This is a genomic window from Streptomyces smyrnaeus (assembly GCF_017676345.1).
GTDB classification, from domain to species: Bacteria; Actinomycetota; Actinomycetes; order Streptomycetales; family Streptomycetaceae; genus Streptomyces; species Streptomyces smyrnaeus.
Genome location: NZ_JAFFZM010000002.1, coordinates 90043 through 106920 on the forward strand (window position 1 = coordinate 90043; position 16878 = coordinate 106920).

General features: G+C 68.8%; 14 protein-coding genes and 2 pseudogenes. 3 read left to right on the plus strand and 13 right to left on the minus strand.

The window, feature by feature from the left end; all coding sequences use genetic code 11:
• Nucleotides 1-32: 32 nt before the first annotated feature.
• Together JW613_RS03880 and JW613_RS03885 are read right to left on the minus strand one after the other, a co-directional pair.
• Entirely contained in the window at nt 33-1484 is a 1452-nt protein-coding gene (locus tag JW613_RS03880) for an amidase (RefSeq protein ID WP_209209311.1), read from the minus strand.
• A 209-nt stretch (nt 1485-1693) separates the two neighbouring features.
• Nucleotides 1694-2233, minus strand: a complete 540-nt coding sequence (locus JW613_RS03885; RefSeq protein WP_209209312.1) for a hypothetical protein — start codon at nt 2231-2233, stop codon at nt 1694-1696.
• A gap of 116 nt (nt 2234-2349) precedes the next feature.
• Between JW613_RS03885 and JW613_RS03890 the strand changes: the two genes are divergently transcribed.
• Nucleotides 2350-2805, plus strand: coding sequence for a MarR family winged helix-turn-helix transcriptional regulator (locus JW613_RS03890; RefSeq protein WP_209209313.1), 456 nt, complete (start codon nt 2350-2352; stop codon nt 2803-2805).
• A gap of 98 nt (nt 2806-2903) precedes the next feature.
• Here the strand turns inward: JW613_RS03890 and JW613_RS03895 are convergent, their stop codons facing one another.
• The 8 genes and pseudogenes from JW613_RS03895 to JW613_RS03930 form a co-directional block, all read right to left on the minus strand.
• Nucleotides 2904-3740: a class I SAM-dependent methyltransferase gene (locus tag JW613_RS03895; RefSeq protein ID WP_307865782.1), complete on the minus strand. Its 837-nt coding sequence runs from the start codon at nt 3738-3740 to the stop codon at nt 2904-2906.
• A 130-nt stretch (nt 3741-3870) separates the two neighbouring features.
• Nucleotides 3871-4074 (minus strand): annotated as a pseudogene (locus tag JW613_RS03900) (hypothetical protein); the annotation flags it as partial.
• A gap of 39 nt (nt 4075-4113) precedes the next feature.
• A complete protein-coding gene (locus JW613_RS03905) occupies nt 4114-4416 on the minus strand; it encodes a hypothetical protein (RefSeq protein ID WP_209209638.1) in 303 nt (100 codons plus the stop codon).
• A 57-nt stretch (nt 4417-4473) separates the two neighbouring features.
• The gene (locus JW613_RS03910) at nt 4474-4986 is read right to left on the minus strand and encodes a hypothetical protein (protein ID WP_307865783.1); all 513 of its coding nucleotides are present in this window, start codon (nt 4984-4986) and stop codon (nt 4474-4476) included.
• Nucleotides 4987-5200: 214 nt separating this feature from the next.
• Nucleotides 5201-6265 (minus strand): NADP-dependent oxidoreductase, encoded by a 1065-nt coding sequence (locus tag JW613_RS03915; RefSeq protein ID WP_209209314.1) that lies wholly within the window; start codon nt 6263-6265, stop codon nt 5201-5203.
• A 97-nt stretch (nt 6266-6362) separates the two neighbouring features.
• Nucleotides 6363-7259 (minus strand): RNA polymerase sigma-70 factor, encoded by an 897-nt coding sequence (locus tag JW613_RS03920; RefSeq protein WP_209209315.1) that lies wholly within the window; start codon nt 7257-7259, stop codon nt 6363-6365.
• A gap of 91 nt (nt 7260-7350) precedes the next feature.
• Complete coding sequence (locus JW613_RS03925) at nt 7351-8568, minus strand: NAD(P)/FAD-dependent oxidoreductase (RefSeq protein WP_209209316.1); 1218 nt, start codon at nt 8566-8568, stop codon at nt 7351-7353.
• Nucleotides 8569-8813: 245 nt separating this feature from the next.
• A pseudogene (locus tag JW613_RS03930) lies at nt 8814-9073 on the minus strand (IS701 family transposase); the annotation flags it as partial.
• Between the two features lie 155 nt (nt 9074-9228).
• Between JW613_RS03930 and JW613_RS03935 the strand changes: the two are divergent.
• On the plus strand, nt 9229-9633 hold the full coding sequence (locus tag JW613_RS03935) for a type II toxin-antitoxin system PemK/MazF family toxin (RefSeq protein ID WP_209209317.1): 405 nt from the start codon (nt 9229-9231) through the stop codon (nt 9631-9633).
• A 446-nt stretch (nt 9634-10079) separates the two neighbouring features.
• Here JW613_RS03935 and JW613_RS03940 read toward each other — a convergent pair whose 3' ends face one another.
• Nucleotides 10080-14153 carry a replicative DNA helicase gene (locus JW613_RS03940; RefSeq protein WP_209209318.1) on the minus strand — a complete coding sequence of 1358 codons (4074 nt, stop codon included), beginning with the start codon at nt 14151-14153 and terminating at the stop codon, nt 10080-10082.
• A 473-nt stretch (nt 14154-14626) separates the two neighbouring features.
• Here JW613_RS03940 and JW613_RS03945 point away from each other — a divergent pair, with 473 nt between their 5' ends.
• Nucleotides 14627-15970 carry an MATE family efflux transporter gene (locus tag JW613_RS03945; protein WP_209209319.1) on the plus strand — a complete coding sequence of 448 codons (1344 nt, stop codon included), beginning with the start codon at nt 14627-14629 and terminating at the stop codon, nt 15968-15970.
• 200 nt (nt 15971-16170) lie between these two features.
• On the opposite strand, the gene rplI is transcribed toward JW613_RS03945, so the two are convergent.
• Together rplI and rpsR are read right to left on the minus strand one after the other, a co-directional pair.
• Complete coding sequence (gene rplI, locus JW613_RS03950) at nt 16171-16617, minus strand: 50S ribosomal protein L9 (RefSeq protein WP_209209320.1); 447 nt, start codon at nt 16615-16617, stop codon at nt 16171-16173.
• Between the two features lie 18 nt (nt 16618-16635).
• Complete coding sequence (gene rpsR / locus JW613_RS03955; protein WP_003978893.1) at nt 16636-16872, minus strand: 30S ribosomal protein S18; 237 nt, start codon at nt 16870-16872, stop codon at nt 16636-16638.
• Nucleotides 16873-16878: the final 6 nt, after the last annotated feature.

Below are 16878 nucleotides of genomic sequence, written 5' to 3' on the forward strand. Positions count from 1 at the left end.
CGCGGCACGCCTGCTAAACGAAGGCGTACGCCCTACTTCGGCGGCTGGAAGCCGCCGATCTCGTCCTCAAGTAGTTCGGCCAGCCGAAGTGGGGTGCGGTCCTCGAACATCGGGCCGATGAGCTGCACTCCCACCGGCAGACCCTCGGGAGACCGGCCCGTGGGTACGGCGGTGGCGGGCAGACCGGGCATGGTGGCCACACCGGCCCAGACCAGCTGGTCGAAATACGGGTGCTCGACGCCGTCGATGTCGATCCGGCGTTCTCTGGGATCGGGGTTGTGGTCGTGCGGGAACGCGGGAGTGGGCGTGATGGGACACACCACGGCGTCGAACTCCGCGAAGAGCTGCCGCCAGCCATGGCGGTGGAGCTCGCGCCGGTTGTTCACCTCGATCCAGTCACGGTGGCTGAGCACCATGCCGCGCAGCCGCGCCGCATCGAGACTCCGGTCGTCCGCGCTCAGTCCGGCGGCGCGCGACCGCAACTGCTCGTACGCTTCGACGGGAAAACGCGCGACGGAGCCCGAGAACAGCAACTGCGTGTAGAGCGTCGCGGCTTCGGTCAGATCGGGCAGCAGCGGACTGTGCCGTTCGACGTGGGCGCCACCGTCGACAAGCGCGTCGGCCACCCGGTTCACGCCCGCCCGCACGGCGGACCCGGTCGGAATCAGCGGATGCTCGTCGACGACCAGGACCCGGAAGTCGCCGAGCCGCTCGTGACGCGCGGGCGGCAGCGTCAAGTCGTGCGCCACACCGAACGTCAGCGGGTCCGGTCCGGCCATGACGTCGAGCAGGAGCGTGAGGTCCCGGGCACTGCGCGCCATCGGACCGACGACGGCGAGGTCGAGTTCGACCGGCAGTGGCGGCGCCGGCGGCGCCACCATGCCGCGGGTTGCCGCCAGTCCGAGTGTCGGCTTGTGCGCATGGATGCCGCAGAAATGCGCGGGGGTACGCAGCGAACCGGCGAGGTCGGAGCCGATGGACAGCGCGCAGAATCCGGACGCCAGGGCCGCCGCTGATCCACCGGAGGATCCGCCCGGCGTGCGAGCGTGATCCCACGGATTGTTGGTGATGCCGTAGATCTCGTTGAAGCTCTGGATATCTTGCAGTCCCAAAGGCACATTGGTTTTGCCGAGCACCACCGCGCCTGCGGCCTTGAGCCGCGAGACCTGTACCGCGTCCTCGGCCGGCACATGGTCCCGGTGTTGCGGCAGGCCCCACGTCGTGGGCATTCCCACGACGTTGTACGACTCCTTCACCGTTACCGGAATGCCGAGCAGCGGCCTGTCCTCGCCATGAAGACGCGCCTGGTCGGCGCGGCGCGCGGCGGCCCGTGCACGGTCGAAGTCCGGCACACAGACAGCATTGATCGCCTTGTCGTCCCGCTCGATACGGGCAATCGCCTCATCGGTCAGTTCCGCCGAGGTCACTTCACCGGCACGCAAAGCAGCCGCCATTTTCTCGGCCGTCGGAAATATCTGCTCCATAAATCGGGGACCGTAGCGGCCCCTGGGTGAGGGCAGAAAATACTGCTCCGCACAACCGGTTGGACAACCCCCTACTCGCAATGCGGATCTCCGGGCGGAGACGCCGTGTCCTACTGGGCACGCGGTGGACATCGCCGGTGGGAAGAGGAAACGGAGCGGGGTGGACACCCGATCCCGGTGGCGGAGCATCCGCGGACCGGCCGGGGTGCTCAGCGGGCGAAACGTCGAGCGATGGCCGGCGCTCCGAAGTCGACGGTGGCGCCTGCGAGGCGGGCACGGATGAGGACGCCGGCGGTTCGGACGGTGATCATGGCCAGCACCATGAGGACGAAGGCGGTGCCGTAGGTGGCGGCCGGAACCTGGTGCTGGATCGAGAATGTCGTGAGGGCGTGGGTGAACCAGTGGGTCGAGCCGTAGGCGAAGCCGAGGCGCAGGGCCATCGCGGCCGTCCACAGTGCGGCGTAGGGCCAGCCTGCGACGGTGACCAGGCGGGAGTCTGCCGGATCGCGGTGGACCTGGATCAGGGCGATCGAGGCCAGACCGAACAGCAGGCCGGCCGCGAGCCCGGCCGCCTCGATCAGATGGGCCGTGCTCCCCGGGGGGATCTCCTTGAGGTACTTGAAACCGACGCCCGCGACGATTCCCACGGGCAGCAGCAGCCGCCTGGCGTCCGGACGCCGTGTGCCGAGCTGGGTGGCGAGTATCGCGATGAACACGCCGGTGTAGAGCAGGTAGTCGCTGAGGCTCACGGTGTCTCTCCAGTGGTGCGGGCTCGCCGTTTACATCTCGGATGATGTATCTCTAGAGATGGATCTGTCAAGATGCATATGTTGGGGATACATCAAAGGAGATGTACCTTGGGGAGATGGAGATGAGCGACCTGTACCAGCTCGGCCGCCGCCTGGCCGAGATCGCCCTCGCCGACATGGGTTCCGACGCACCCGATCTCGCCCCCGGCGAATTCCTGGTCCTCCAAGACCTCTTCTTGAACGGCCGCAGTGCCGTAGGCGACATCGCCAAGCGCACCGGCCTGGCCCAAAGCCGCGTCTCCACCAGCGTGCGGGCCCTCGTCGGCCGCAGCTGGGTCACCACCGCAGCCGACCCCTCCGACGGACGCAGAACGCTGGTCGACGTGACCGAGCCCATCCGCGCCGCCGGCCAACAGCGCCGGGCCGAACGCGCCGACAAGGCCCTGACCAATGCGCTGGCCGGAGCGGACGACACAGAGCGAGCCGCCCTCATCGCCGCACTCGAACGCCTCCACCAACTCCTCGTCGCCGGCCGTACACAGCGCCGGTTCCCGGACACGGTCACGCCCTGAACCGCCCGGTATCTCGGGAGCTGGAAGCTCAGCCCTGGTCGCTCGACTCCTGTCTCAGCAGCGTGCCATTTCCTCGGTCGGGCACAGCGGGCGTCCAGTCAGACAGTCCGGCCGACGAGTACGGAGACGTGGACCTGCTCGGGGAAGGGCTCCGCGTGCGGCAATGCCTTCCGGATGCCGTACTCGAACGCCGGCCGCTGCTCGGCCCCCGGGAGTTGCTCTGCGGGGATGGCGGAGTAGAGACCGCCGATGACCTGCTGAAAGGTCAGCTCGTCGGGGTAGGAGACCGTCGTGCTCCGCACGTCCGAAAAGCCGGCGTCTTCAAGGGCCTGTGCATACCGGATCCGGTCCTGATCGGCAGTTCCGCAGGATGCGGTCAGTTCTGTCCCGAAGTGCTGCTCCAGGCAGCTGCGCAGGGCACGGGACCAGGCGGTGTCCTGCAGCCACAGCGGTGTCCCGTTAGCGATCACGGCGATGCCTCCGCCTGCGCGGAACAGGGGAAGCAGGTCCCGGAAGAGTTCTTCGTGCCGCATCCAGTGGAGAGCCTGGCCGACGACGGTCATCGCCAGGGAAGGCTCGTGACCCAGCAGTGTTCCGAGAGCTGGGACGTCGGTGTCGGCACCGAGCACCCAGACGGCGTTGCGGACACCACGCCGGCCGGCCGCTTCATGAGCGAGGCGAAGCATGTCCGGCTCGGGATCCATCCCGATCACTGATCGGACTCGGGGGGCGAGCGGGAGGGCGAGCTGCCCTGTACCGCATCCGAGGTCCAGAACGCTGTCCTCCGGTGTCAGCAAGAAGTAGTCCTGGACGAAGTCGAGCACTTGCTCGGGATAGCCCCGCCGGAACTTCGCGTAGTACTCGGCCACTTCCCCACCGAACCCGACGGTCATGAGAGCACTATGCCGAGCCCCGTCACGACTGGAAAGCCACACAGCCCCCTCATCGCTGAGGGCGCAATGGTGAATCGCGGACCGACACGACAAGAGCCGACATCGAGCACGTACCGCAGGGGGCAGAGGTTCATCGGGCGCGGTACTTCTCGTCGCCTCAGTCCGTATCGCTCCACTGCAGCGGCGTCTCGGGCCGGTGTGTGAGCCGCTGCACGAGCGTCGGGAACAGGTAGTGCGTCGCCTCTGGGACGAGGTGCTCCTGGAGCCAGTCGACCGGGAGACGCTGGCTGAAGCTGTGTACGGCGGCCTCCTGGGCCAGGTCCAGGAGCTGAGCGGTGTTGACGGCTCGGACAGTGCGGGGAAGGGTCGGGATCATGTCGAAATGATCCCAAGAAGCCTCCGCGGCGCCGAGAGGTCAGATGAGCCGAGACATGATCTGCCGACGGGCACAAGCCCAGGCTTCCTCGAACTCCTCAAAGGTGAGTTGTTCGGGGTCGTGGCCTTCCCATTCCGAAACGGGCAGTTCGGCTGTGACCCCGAACCTGCTGTCGTACTCATCGAGGTGGCCTGCGTCGCGGGCCCGCTGCCACTCGGCGAGGGAGGCAGCTGCGACCGGGATCAGCTCAGGTCCTTCGAGTTCGACCTGCCGGGTCACCCAGCCCTCGGCGTCGACCTCGAAGTAGAACCAGGTGTCTTCCTCGTCCCAGTAACAGCGCATCCATGTGGTCACCGAGCCATGATGCCGAGCCAGATGCGCCGTGCTACTGCGCTTGTCTCATGGTTGAGCGATGAATCCTGCGGATCGGTCGAGCTGGAACGGAGAACCGGCCCAGGCTGGATCCCAGCCTTGCTCTCGTGCCTCTCGAATGCTGATAGCGACGTGAGCTGGACGAATGGGCTCCGTTTCGACGCCCACCCAGTTGCTGGGATGGGCCTGGCCGCTAGTGATGATCAGGGGCGTGCCCGGCTGACTGCTGACCGCCTCGACCGCATAGGTCATCGGCGTCCAGCAGAGTCCCTGCATGTAGGAGGGCTTCCTGCGGATCCGCCAGCGGTATTCGATCCCGTCAACGGCTGTGCGCCGGGAACCCTTCTTGTTCAGCGCCACCTTCTCCCCTCTGCTGTTGCACTCCAGCGCCGAGGCAACAGGTCCGTCCCGGGCCGGGATCTTCCGGGCTGCCGTTACAACGCGCTTTCCGAAGCGGGTCAGCTTCATGGCTCTGCCGCGTTCGGCTCGTTCGAGCAGGAGCTGCCCGAGGTCCGCTTCGAGATGGTTGACCTGGGTCACCAAGCCGACTGGTGGATGCCGAGGTCTCGGGCTGCTCCGGTGAGGGTGGGGTCTCGCGTTCCGTGGCACAGGCTGTACTCGCTGACCGGCGGTACTTTTGCTGTCTCAGGTCGGTGGCACAGCGCTCAGTCTCACGAACGTGGCACTTCCTCATGGTCTCGACCGAGCCGGATGGAATCGGCGAGCAAGGGAGTTGACTCGGCGGGCTGTGGGCTCAGTGGCGGGGAGTGTCGCTGGCCGACGACATGGGGATCAGGACGGTCTTGCCGACCAGTTCTCCGGCAGCGGCCGGGGCGCGGACCACGGCCTGGTCGGCACGCAGTCGCTCGGCCAGGTCTCCGCCCTCGACCTGGGCGGCCAGCTCGGCGATCCGAGCGAACCGGCCAGCGGCGCGGGCATGGACCGCGGGAAGGTCGACCAGTGGCAGCCGCTCGGCCACCTCGATCGCCAGCTCTCCAGCGTCGACGCGGGCCACCAGCTCGGCGAGCTGGGTGGCGTCGCTGCGCGCGAACACGTGCACCGTGCGCACCCCGCGCCCGGTATCCGGCGGGCCGGGGGTGGTGACGCTGACGAAGGCTCCGCCGTCGGCGACCAGGTCCACCAGCCGCGCGTTCTCCTCGGGGCCTGCGGGAGCCAGCTGCAGCACCACGTCGAAGTGCTGACCGGCCAGCACCTGCACCACCGGCGTCACGGCATATTCGACGATCCGGTCCGCGCCGTAGGAGCGGATCCGGTCGCGGCTGCGCGCACCCGCGGTCGCAGTCACGGTCGCACCGGTCTGCACGGCGAGTTGGACGGCGTAGCCGCCCACCGCGCTGCCCGCTCCGTTGATCAGGATGCTCTGTCCGGGCTTGAGGTCGGCGTTTTCGAACAGGGCCTGCCAGGCCGTCAGCCCGACCAGCGGCAGGGCAGCGGCGTCGGCCAGATCGACGGTGCGGGGCGCGGGGGCCAGCGCCTCGGCGGGGGCGGCAACGTATTCAGCTGCCGCGCCGGGCGCGTCCGCCGGCAGAAGCGCGACCACCGTGTCCCCCACGCTCCAGTCGGGCACGCCCTCGCCGACCTCGGTGATGACTCCGGCCAGGTCGAGGCCCGGTATGTGCGGGAAGGCCAGGGGCAGCAAGTCCTGCCGCAGTCCCGCGCGCAGGCCCGAGTCCGCGTCGTTGTACGAGGTGCCGGCCACCAGCACCACTACCTCGCCCTCACCCGCCACCGGCCGATCCGCCTCCTCGTAGATGAGGACGTCGCTGCCGCCGTAGGAGTGGTAGCGCACTGCCTTCATGACTTCTCTCTTTCGCTTGCTCTCAAGGCTCATCGGGCATCTCCCTGGGGCCCCTTGGCGAAGAGGGCTGGCCTCCGCTCGTCGGGGCTGCTGGTGTTCAGCGCAGGGTGAGCGGGGTCGCGGACGTGACGTGCGAGAGTTTCTCGGGGTTGCGGACGTAGTAGAGGCCGGTGATGAGGCCGTCCTCGACACTGATCGCCATGACACCGTCGATCTCGCCGCCCATGCGCACGAGCAGGGCCGGGTGGCCGTTGACCAGGGTCGGTTCGGTGGTGAACATGCCTTCGACCTTGCCGATGCCGCCGGCGAACATCCGGGCCACGCGCTCGGCGCCGGTCACCGGCCGCTGTGCGGCGTGCTTGAGGCCGCCGCCGTCGCTCATCAGGACGACCTCGGGGGCGAGCACGTCGAGGAGGGCCTGCGGGTCCCCGGTCTCCACGGCACGCCGGAAGGACTCCAGGACCGCCTGGCCCTCGTTCGAGGAGACCATCTGGCGGGGGCGCCGGGCGTCGACGTGCCGGCGTGCGCGGTGGGCGATCTGGCGGACGGCCGCGGGGCTCTTGTCGACGGCGGCGGCGATCTCTTCGTAGCCGATGTCGAAGACCTCGCGCAGCACGAAGACGGCCCGCTCGGTCGGTGACAGCGTCTCCAGGACCAGCATCAGGGCCATCGACACGCTCTCGGCGAGTTCGACGTCCTCGGCCACGTCCGGCGCGGTGATCAGTGGTTCGGGCAGCCAGGGGCCGACGTACGCCTCCCGGCGACGCTTCACGGTACGCAGCCGGTTGAGCGCCTGGCGAGTGGTGATCCGCACCAGGAAGGCGCGCTGGTCGCGCACCTGCCCCCGGTCGGCCTTGGCCCATTGCAGCCAGGTCTCCTGGAGGACGTCCTCGGCGTCGGCCGCCGATCCGAGCACCTCGTAGGCAACGGTGAAGAGCAGGTTGCGGTGGGCGAGGAACGTTTCGGTCACCGGTTCGGTGGCGTCGTCGCTCAACACTCGTCACTCTCCTCGTCCTTCGCGGTCGGCCTTGGCGGCCGACCGCGTTCGCGTGCGTTCACAGCAAGCCCCTCGAGACAGGCACCGGTCAGGCCGCCCGGCCGGGAGCGGTCGGTGCCTCGGTCTGGCGTGCGCCGTTGGCCTGCAGTAGCCGTCGGCGCTTGGCGACGCCTCCCGGTGCGCGGTGCAGGCGGAACGAACCGGGCTTGTGCGCCTCTCCGGACAGGTGGCCGGGGATGCTCTTGCAGACCAGTTCCTTGATCCTGGCGCCCATGCCTTCGTCGACGTGCAGCCACACGGCGACGTCCGACCGGTTGGCGAACTGGTAAATGCCGGCGCTCCGGCCGAGGCTGATGCACTGGGCGTAGAACCCCTGGTGGATGGTCTCCGGCTGCTTGCCCGCGAGTCGGCTGAGCACGGTGTCGGCGGCCCGCGCGCCCAGCGGCGTGGCGTTCAGGCAGCTCATCCGCAGCGGCTGGTTCGACGGTGCCGCCGAGTCCCCGGCCGCGAGGATCCGCGCGTCGTCCACGCTCGTCAGCGTCTCGTCCGTGAGCAGCCGGCCCACGGCGTCGGTGCTCAGCCCGCTGCGCGCGGCCAGGTCGGGAACGCCGAAGCCCACGGTCCACACGGTGACCTCGCTCAGCAGCTCACGGCTGTCGGCGAGCCGCACGGTGTCGCGGGACACGGCCGTCACCTTCGCATCCGAGCCGTCGATCACCGTCACACCGAGCTTGGCCAGTCGCTTGGCGACCGAGCGTCGGCCCCGCGTGTGCAGGTACGGGCCGAGCACGCCGCCACAGACCAGGGTCACCCGGCGACCGGCATCCGCCAGCTCGGCGGCGGTCTCGATGCCGGTAGGACCGGCGCCGACCACCGTCACGGGGGCCGCCGCAGGCGTGGCGTCGAGGGTCGCCCGGAGCCGCTGGGCCTCCTCCAGGGTGGCGATCGGGTAGGCGAACTCAGCGGCTCCGGGCACGCCCGGTTCGGCGCTGCCGCTGCCCACGGCGTAGATCAGGTAGTCGTAGTCGAGCGTGCCGCCGACCGCCAGCGGCACGCTGCGCCCGGCCGCGTCGATCCGGGTCACCGTGTCGACCACCAGCCGGACGCGCTCGGACAGCACGTCCTGGTAGGCGACGACCGCGTCGTCGGACCCGCCCACCAGCTGGTGCAGGCGGACCCGGTGGACAAGGTCCGGGCGCGGGTTGACCAGCGTCACGGTCACGTCGTCGCGCTGCGTCAGCCGGTTCGCGGCCATCACGCCCGCATATCCGCCACCGATCACGACCACATGCATGTTCCCCGTCATGGTGCCTCCTCCGTTTTCAGGTGCTCGGCCTTAAGTCACCGCGCCATCGGCGGCTGTGACAGAACGGAGTGAGCTGTGAGACGGATCACTTCACCAGCACTCCAGCCGTAGATCGTGATCTTCAGGTCTGATTCGCGGCTTGGCGGCCGTAATGGCCGACCTGGGCTCGGGCCTGATGGCGGCGTCGCCAGTCGGACCAGCCGAGCCGGTGGGCTGCACCGTGCACGGGCCGAACGACGAGCAGGCAGCACGTACTCGCGCACGTCATCGCGCACGGTGTCGGCATCCCACTTAGCCCGACCGAGCAGGTGCTGCATTCCATGCGACTGGCCTGCCCGGCTCACTCGGCGATGCTTCAGCAGTTCTCGCGCGGCAGTTCCGACAGCAGCCCAGCACCAACTCCCGCGCCCGACGCCGGGATTCAACCCGCGCGAACCGGCCCGCTGTCCGGGACCTCGAACGCCGCCTGCCAGCGGGCAGGGTCTACGCTGTGACTCGCGACCACCGCATGATCTTCAGTTTTCCCACGCCGATGATCAACGGTGGCCGCGCCCGTCCTCACCGCCCCTCGGTCACGACGTGGGCAGACGGGGCCGCATCCCTTCCATGTCCCGCAGGGGGCACGCAGCGTTCGCCCGCCGTCTCGTGCCAGGAGGACACATGCAACGCGGTGAAGTCTGGTGGGTCGACTTCGATGAGCGACGCCCGGTCGTGCTGCTCTCGGACGAGGAGTCATCCGGGTTTCAGGCGATGCAGGTCGTTGCGCCAGCGGGCGTCGATATCAGCGGCCTGGGCGTTGAAGTGGCCGTAGGAGCCCCGGAAGGAGTGCCCTTCGAAGGCGTGCTGCGGTTCGCGTTCCCCCGTCCAGGCTTTACTCCGTGCACATGGCTGACCACCGTGTCCCGGGACGACCTGATCGAGCGGGCGGGCGTGTTGTCCTCCGTGAAGCTCAGCGAGGTTGGAGAAGCCCTCCGTGCCGCTGCAGACAGGAGGGAGTGGACCCCGATGACGGCTGCCAGGATCAGCGAGATCAAAGATGCCCGCCGTCTCGAAGGACTCGAGTAGCGGACGCCTGTGCTGCCCAGCTCGATCTCGTCGACGACTGACCGCTGTCCCCTCTCCACTGCAGTCCAGCAACAAGATCACGGTCTATGGCTGGAGTGCTAGGCGCTGCCAACCTGTGACCTCGGTGCTGCGTGGAGCGGCTCCGACTGCGTTTCGGGAGGGGCGGGCGACTGCGGCCCTGACCGCAGTGCCGGCGGCTTTGGGAACCCGCGTCTGCGAGCACCAATGGCCAGCAGGCTGCTGTGGTGGGATGCAGGACGCCGCCTGGTGCGGCCGAGGTACGCCGAGGAACGCGGCTCGTGGAGCAGTCATCGGTCCGCGGGCGATACCACGCGCTGCCATGCGTACCGCCTCAGCCGACCTCTTCGACCTGTTGGCACAAGTGCCAACCTGGTGCCAGTGCGGCGGAGACTGTGCCGCGAAATCCTGGGCCCTACACCTACAGGTCAGGTCTGCGCCATGTCCACGAAGCGGGAGTAGTGGCCCTGGAAGGCGACCGTGATGGTGGCGGTGGGGCCGTTGCGGTGCTTGGCGACGATCAGGTCGGCCTCGCCCGCGCGGGGGGACTCCTTCTCGTAGGCGTCCTCGCGGTGCAGCAGGATCACCATGTCCGCGTCCTGCTCGATGGAGTTGTGGACATGGATTCCGTTGGCGACGAAATTGTGGGTGCCGAGAACCGTGGCGTCGTAGACCTCTTGCTCTCCGACCGTTTCGATGGAAACGACCTCGTCCCAGAACACATCGCTGGTGGCGAGCATCTCCAGCCCGGCGTCCGAGAAAACGTCTGCCACCCGGGAGAGCCGCGCCCGGCTCGGAGCAGACTTGTACAGGGCGCTGCCGCAGTACTTCGTGCCCGGAGCGGCCTGGAACGCTCGCGTCGTGACCGATTGCTCCCGCAGCACCGCGCGAACGGTGTCCCAGATGTCGCGCGGCACGGTGTCGAGGTTGGTGTTCGCCTTCACCTCGCGCAGCCGCTCCTCTGCTGCGACAACGTGCTTGGCCCGCGCACCGTGAACGCCGATCTCTTCGAGGAAGCGCTTCTGATCCTCCACGCCTGAAACGTCGACCGTCCACTGCGGATGGCCCCTGTCGTTGCCGACAGCCCGAACTCTGGCCCGGATGTCGGTCCTCAGCAGCAGATGCTGGAGGTCCCGGGCAAGACGCTCACTGGTCGTCGCGTAGCAGATCCGCACGGCCCCCGAAGCCGCCGAGACGGTGACCGAACCGTCCGTCGCCCACAAGTGACGGAGGAACAGCCGCACCTGCGCGTCCGGCAGCCCGAAGACCTCGGGCGGGACGAACTTCTCGTGGGCCCGCTTGCCGTAAAGCCCCATGCCGTCCAGCCACGCCGCCACCGGGTTACGGCGACCGTGCGTCAGGTGATGCGGCGACGGCAGGTGGACGTGCCACCAGCTTTCCTGGCTCACCCGCCGCGGCTCGATTCCGAAGTGCGCCGCGGCGTCCTCGACGGCGTTCAGGTTCGCCTCGTCGTTGCTCGTGTAGTGCACCGGCTGGCGTGGCGCCACGCATCCGTCGCCCAGCAGATGGGCCAACATGACGATCTCCGCCTCCGGCCAGGGCGCGGTTCGCTGCGGGGCCTCGAGCCTGCGCGGGACCGCCAGCCGAGCGCCCACCGGCAGCTCGCCCAGCGGCTTCCACCCGTCGTACGTGAGGAACGGATGGTTGGCGGTGGCCTCGATCTCCCGGCCGGAGGCCAGCTTCAGCCGGAAGACCTCCTTCACCCCACTGGGGAAGACATGCGTCATCGTCCTGGGTACGAGACGCAGCTGCTCGTCCACGGACCAGACGGGAATGTTCCGCTCGCCGCTTTCCAGCAGCTCGCCCATCGTCACCTCCGCGCCGGTGTCGGCGCGCAGCACCCGGGTGGAAGCCGTGAGGCAGCCGGACTCGCGCAAGTCCGACACCATCGGCTTCTTGTCCGTGCGCTGTTCGGGGCCGCGGTTGAGCTGGGAGAGGGCGATGACCGGGACTTCCAACTCCTTGGCCAGCAGCTTGAGGTTACGGGACATCTCCGAGACCTCCTGCTGGCGGCTCTCGGGGCGGCGGGAGCCGCCCGTCTGCATCAGCTGGAGGTAGTCGATGACGATCATCTGGAGGTCGTTGCGCTGCTTGAGGCGGCGGCACTTGGCGCGGATCTCCATCATCGACAGGTTCGGCGAGTCGTCGATGTAGAGGGGGGCGTCGGTGACCTGCGGCATCTGCCGCGCCAGCCGCGTCCAGTCCTCGTCCGTCATGGACCCGGACCGCATATGGTGCAGGGCCACTCTGGCCTCGGCGGACAGCAGCCGCATCGCGATCTCGTTGCGGCCCATCTCCAGCGAGAAGATGACGCTGGGCATGGCGTGTTTGATGGAGCAGGCCCGGGCGAAATCCAGAGCGAGGGTGGAATTGTGTGTGGGGATCATGGACCTCGTGGCGAGGTACAAATGGTCCGCGTTGTCCACCTGGACGCAGCGCACGGGCACGCTCGCCACGGGCCGCACAGAAGTGATGAACCGGGTGGGCGTGCGGGGGTAGCTGTCCCGGCCGCGTTCCTTGTGCGCCAACCGCTTGCGTTCCAGCCGGAAGACATCGTCGGGCGTGGTGAACGTGACTTCGTACGAAGTTGACGTCTCGTTGTTGCGGCCACGCACGCGACGCGTCGACCATCCGCAGCGGTAGCCGAGGCTCACGACCAGCTCCCGGAAGTCCTCGGCCAGTCGCCGGTTGGTCACGGCGAAGCTGACGGATCCGGTGCTGTCCGCGGTGCCGTCCGTGTCCAGAAGCCCGGCCAGCAGCGCTCGGCGCTGCGCCTGAGAGGCCCGCAGGTAGCTCTGGGGAATGTGCTTGTTCCCCAGCACGGTCAGGGAACGGAGGATCGCCTGGACACTGCCCTTGGTGCGCGAGCAGTCTCCGCAGCGCGGAGGGGACATGGCGGAGTGGCACGGCTTTCCGCAGTCGGCACAGTTCGTCGTCGGCTCCGGTGGTGAGACGAACCGTGCCCGGCCGCCACAGGAGCGTCCGCAGCTTCTGACGTGTGGGAGCTCGGGGAGGAATGACCTGCCGCAGACGACACACACCCGCTCGGCCGGGCGTCGGCGGGGCTCGGCCAGTTGGATTCCGTAGGTCGCCGTCGCCTCGCCCACGGGCGAGGTGAGGTACCCCTCGGCCTCGATGTTGAGCAGCACTTCCGGGTCGACCGTGGTGATGCGGGCGGCGGCGGAGTGGCCGTCACCGAGCCACGCACCCAGCAGGTACGGCGCGAGGGGGAGGTCCTGTTCGGGAAGGTCCAGGGGCGCCGCGTTGCGCACCGAGTGGTTGAGCCGGGCGTCGGCCGTTCGGCAGCGCAGCGTATCGGCGATTTCCCGGGTGGTCCTCACCGACGGGAGGACGCGTGGAGTTCTCCCGTCGCCCTTCGCGGCTGCTTCTTGTGCGGCACGGCGTGCGGCGCGGGTGTCGGTCAGCCACTGGTGCTCGGCGTCCGCGACAACGTTGGTGCCGTCGTCGAACGTTACCTCGTAGCAGTCGCGGTCCGTCATGACGTCGGTCGCCGCCGTGACCCTGGTCGGCTTGCCGTGTGCGTCGAGCAGCTCGTCCCCGACCTGGACCTCCCCCATCGTCGTCCACCCGTCCGGCGTGGGCAGCGGGGTGTCCAGCGCCAAGGCCTTGCCCATAGCAGGACGGGCGGCGATGACGATCATCTGGCCGGGGTGCAGCCCGTTGGTGAGCGAGTCGAGGTCGGTGAAGCCGGTGGGGACACCGGTCATCTGGCCGCTGCGGGAGCCGATGGCCTCGATCTCGTCGAGGGCGCCCTCCATGATGTCGCCGAGCGGTAGGTAGTCCTCGGAGGTGCGCTGCTCGGTGACGGCGTAGATCTCCGCCTGGGCGCCGTTGACGATGTCGTCCACGTCGCCGTCGGCTGCATAACCCATTTGAGTGATGCGGGTGCCTGCCTCGACCAGCCTGCGGAGGATGGCCCGCTCGTGGACGATCTCCGCGTAGTACTCGGCGTTCGCGGCCGTGGGGACCGCCTGGACGAGTGACTGGACGTACCCGGGGCCACCGACGCGGGCGATCTCCCCGCGGCGGGTCAGTTCGGCGGTGACGGTGATGGGGTCGGCGGGCTCGCCCTTGGCGTAGAGGTCGAGGATGGCCTGGTAGACCGTCTCGTGCGCGGGCCGGTAGAAGTCGTTGCCCTTGAGGACCTCGACGACATCGGCAATGGCGTCCTTGGACAGCAGCATGCCGCCGAGGACGGACTTCTCCGCCTCCAGGTCCTGCGGGGGGACGCGTTCGAACCCGCCGGCGGGGCCCTCGGGGCCGCGCTCGTGCTGCTCGGGGAGGGCCGGTGCGGAGCGGTCACCGCCGGGGCCGCTGCGGGAGCCGTTGCCGTATCCGTTGCCACGCCCGTTGCCGGAGCCGTTGCGGCGCTGGGGCGCCTGCGCCGTGACCGGGAATCCTTCCTCGGCGGCGAGGTCGGCGGCCCAGGGGTCTTCCACGTGTTCGGGCTGCTGTGTCACCCCGCCTCGCCTCCTCCCACCGGTCCTCCCAACAGGTCCCGTCGTACGCCACAGTCTTACGGCACAGCACTGACAAACGCTGGCAATCGAGCCGCCCGGCCCGGGTTACGGCGCGTCGGTGCGACGGTGAAGAAGGGGGAACGGGAGGACGGACGCTGGTACACCGTAGGCGGCCCGCACGGTTCAGCCAATCACCTTATCCACAGGGTGGTGTGGACAGTCGGGGCCAACCTGTGGAGAAGCTGCCGAAAGCTGTGCACGAGTCGGGGGACAGCGCTGTGGATTACTGTTGCCTCCTCCGCCCACTGCACGTCTGACCTGCAACTTTACCGTCCACGAGCTGTGCGGGGAAAAAACTTCTCCACTCTCTCCCCGGGAGGATCACCCAGGGTGTTCAAGCCTGCCGCGTACACGGTCAAGTAAGCGTCATACGACCCTTGCACTCATTACCTGTGGATGTTTGGATCGAACCTATGAACCCCGCTTCCCCGACCGGGCGCACCGCCGTGCGACGCCACGACCGTGAGATCATCGCGCTCGCCCTCCCCGCCTTCGGCGCGCTCGTCGCGGAACCCCTCTTCGTGATGGCCGACAGCGCCATCGTCGGACATCTCGGCACTCCCCAGCTCGCCGGACTCGGCGTCGCCGCGGCGCTCCTCCAGACCGGCGTCAACATCTTCGTCTTCCTCGCCTACGCCACCACCGCCGCCGTCGCCCGGCGGCTCGGTGCCGGAGATCTGCCCGCCGCACTCCGCCAAGGGCTGGACGGCATCTGGCTCGCGCTCATCCTCGGCGCTCTGGTCATCGCCACTGTGGTGCCGACAGCGCCCTGGCTCGTCGACGCGTTCGGCGCCTCCGCGACCGCCGCCCCGTACGGCACCACCTATCTGCGGATCAGCGCGCTCGGCATCCCCGCCATGCTCGTCGTCCTCGCCGCGACCGGTGTGCTGCGCGGGCTCCAGGACACCAAGACCCCGCTGTACGTCGCCGTCGGCGGGTTCAGTGCCAACGCCGCGCTCAACGCGCTGCTCGTCTACGGCGCCGGGCTCGGTATCGCGGGCTCCGCCTGGGGAACGGTGCTCGCCCAGTGGGGCATGGCTGCCGTCTATCTGACCGTCGTGGTGCGGGCAGCGCGACGGCACGGCGCCACCTTGCGGCCCGACCTCGCCGGAATCCGCGCCAGCGGACGGGCCGGAGTGCCGTTGCTGGTCCGTACGCTCTCGCTGCGTGCCGTGCTGATGATCGCCACGGCGGTAGCGGCCCGGTTGGGGGACGCCGACATCGCGGCCCATCAGATCACCTTGACCCTGTGGTCGCTGCTGGCCTTCGCCCTGGACGCCATCGCCATCGCGGGGCAGGCCATCATCGGCCGCTACCTCGGCGCCTCCGACGTGGCGGGGGCGAAGGCGGCGTGCCGCAGGATGGTGCTGTGGGGCGTGGTGTCCGGGGCGGTGCTGGGGGCACTGGTCGCACTGGTACGGCCGCTGTTCATGCCGATCTTCACCACGGACCAGTCCGTGATCGACCAGTTGACGCCGGTGCTGCTGGTCGTCGCCGTCACCCAGCCCATCGCCGGGGTGGTGTTCGTGCTCGACGGCGTGCTGATGGGAGCCGGTGACGGGCCCTATCTGGCGGGCGCCATGCTGGTGACGCTGGCCGCCTTCGCTCCGGTGGCCTTGGCGGTGCCGGCGCTGGGCGGCGGGCTCACGGCGCTGTGGTGGACCATCGCCGGGCTGATGATGGGCACCCGGCTGGTGACCCTCGCCCTGCGGGCCCGCTCGGGACGGTGGGCGGTGACGGGCGCGGTGCGCGCGTGAGCTGGCAACGACGGCTCCACAGACTGCAACGTACCCGGCGCACGGTGCCGCGCTTGCCCACCTTGCGCCCCTGGGGGCACCTCCCGGCCGGAGGCTGGGGGAGCAGACTGCCCGAGCGCCACGGGGGCGAAGCCCACGAATGACGGAGGGCGCACCCCTCACGGGGTACGCCCTCTCATCGGCTCAGGCCGAGCGCGGTGTCAGCCGGCCGCGACGTCGACGTCGACCGTGGCGGTCACATCGGCGTACAGCCGCACGGTGACCTGGTGGGCGCCGAGCGACTTGATGGGCGAGCCCACCTCGATGCGGCGCTTGTCCACGTCTGGGCCGCCCGAGGCCTTGATGGCCTCGGCGATGTCCGCCGGGGTGACGGAGCCGAACAGCCGGCCCTGCTCCCCGGCCCGCACCTTGAGGCCGACGCGCAGGCCCTCGAGCTGCGACTTGACCTCGTTGGCCTGCTCGATCGTCGCGATCTCGCGGATCTTGCGGGCGCGGCGGATCTGCTCGACGTCCTTCTCGCCACCCTTGGTCCAGCGGATCGCGAAACCGCGCGGGACCAGGTAGTTGCGGGCGTAGCCGTCCTTCACCTCGACGACATCGCCGGCGGCACCGAGGCCGGAGACCTCATTGGTCAGGATGATCTTCATGATGTGGTCACCCTTCCCTTAGCGCGCGGTCGAGGTGTAGGGCAGCAGCGCCATCTCACGGCTGTTCTTGACAGCCGTGGCGACGTCGCGCTGGTGCTGGGTGCAGTTGCCGGTGACCCGGCGGGCACGGATCTTGCCGCGGTCGGAAATGAACTTCCGCAGCAGGTTCGTGTCCTTGTAGTCGACGTAGGAGATCTTCTCCTTGCAGAACACGCAAACCTTCTTCTTCGGCTTGCGAGCAGGCGGCTTCGCCATGTCTCT

Excerpts from the sequence above, each read along its gene's own strand:
- JW613_RS03915 (WP_209209314.1), bottom strand. The coding sequence starts at position 6,265 with ATGAAGGCAGTGCGCTACCACTCCTACGGCGGCAGCGACGTCCTCATC.
- rplI (WP_209209320.1), bottom strand. The coding sequence starts at position 16,617 with ATGAAGATCATCCTGACCAATGAGGTCTCCGGCCTCGGTGCCGCCGGC.
- rpsR (WP_003978893.1), bottom strand. The coding sequence starts at position 16,872 with ATGGCGAAGCCGCCTGCTCGCAAGCCGAAGAAGAAGGTTTGCGTGTTC.
- JW613_RS03925 (WP_209209316.1), bottom strand. The coding sequence starts at position 8,568 with ATGACGGGGAACATGCATGTGGTCGTGATCGGTGGCGGATATGCGGGC.
- JW613_RS03880 (WP_209209311.1), bottom strand. The coding sequence starts at position 1,484 with ATGGAGCAGATATTTCCGACGGCCGAGAAAATGGCGGCTGCTTTGCGT.
- JW613_RS03945 (WP_209209319.1), top strand. The coding sequence starts at position 14,627 with ATGAACCCCGCTTCCCCGACCGGGCGCACCGCCGTGCGACGCCACGAC.
- JW613_RS03890 (WP_209209313.1), top strand. The coding sequence starts at position 2,350 with ATGGAGATGAGCGACCTGTACCAGCTCGGCCGCCGCCTGGCCGAGATC.
- JW613_RS03935 (WP_209209317.1), top strand. The coding sequence starts at position 9,229 with ATGCAACGCGGTGAAGTCTGGTGGGTCGACTTCGATGAGCGACGCCCG.
- JW613_RS03905 (WP_209209638.1), bottom strand. The coding sequence starts at position 4,416 with ATGCGCTGTTACTGGGACGAGGAAGACACCTGGTTCTACTTCGAGGTC.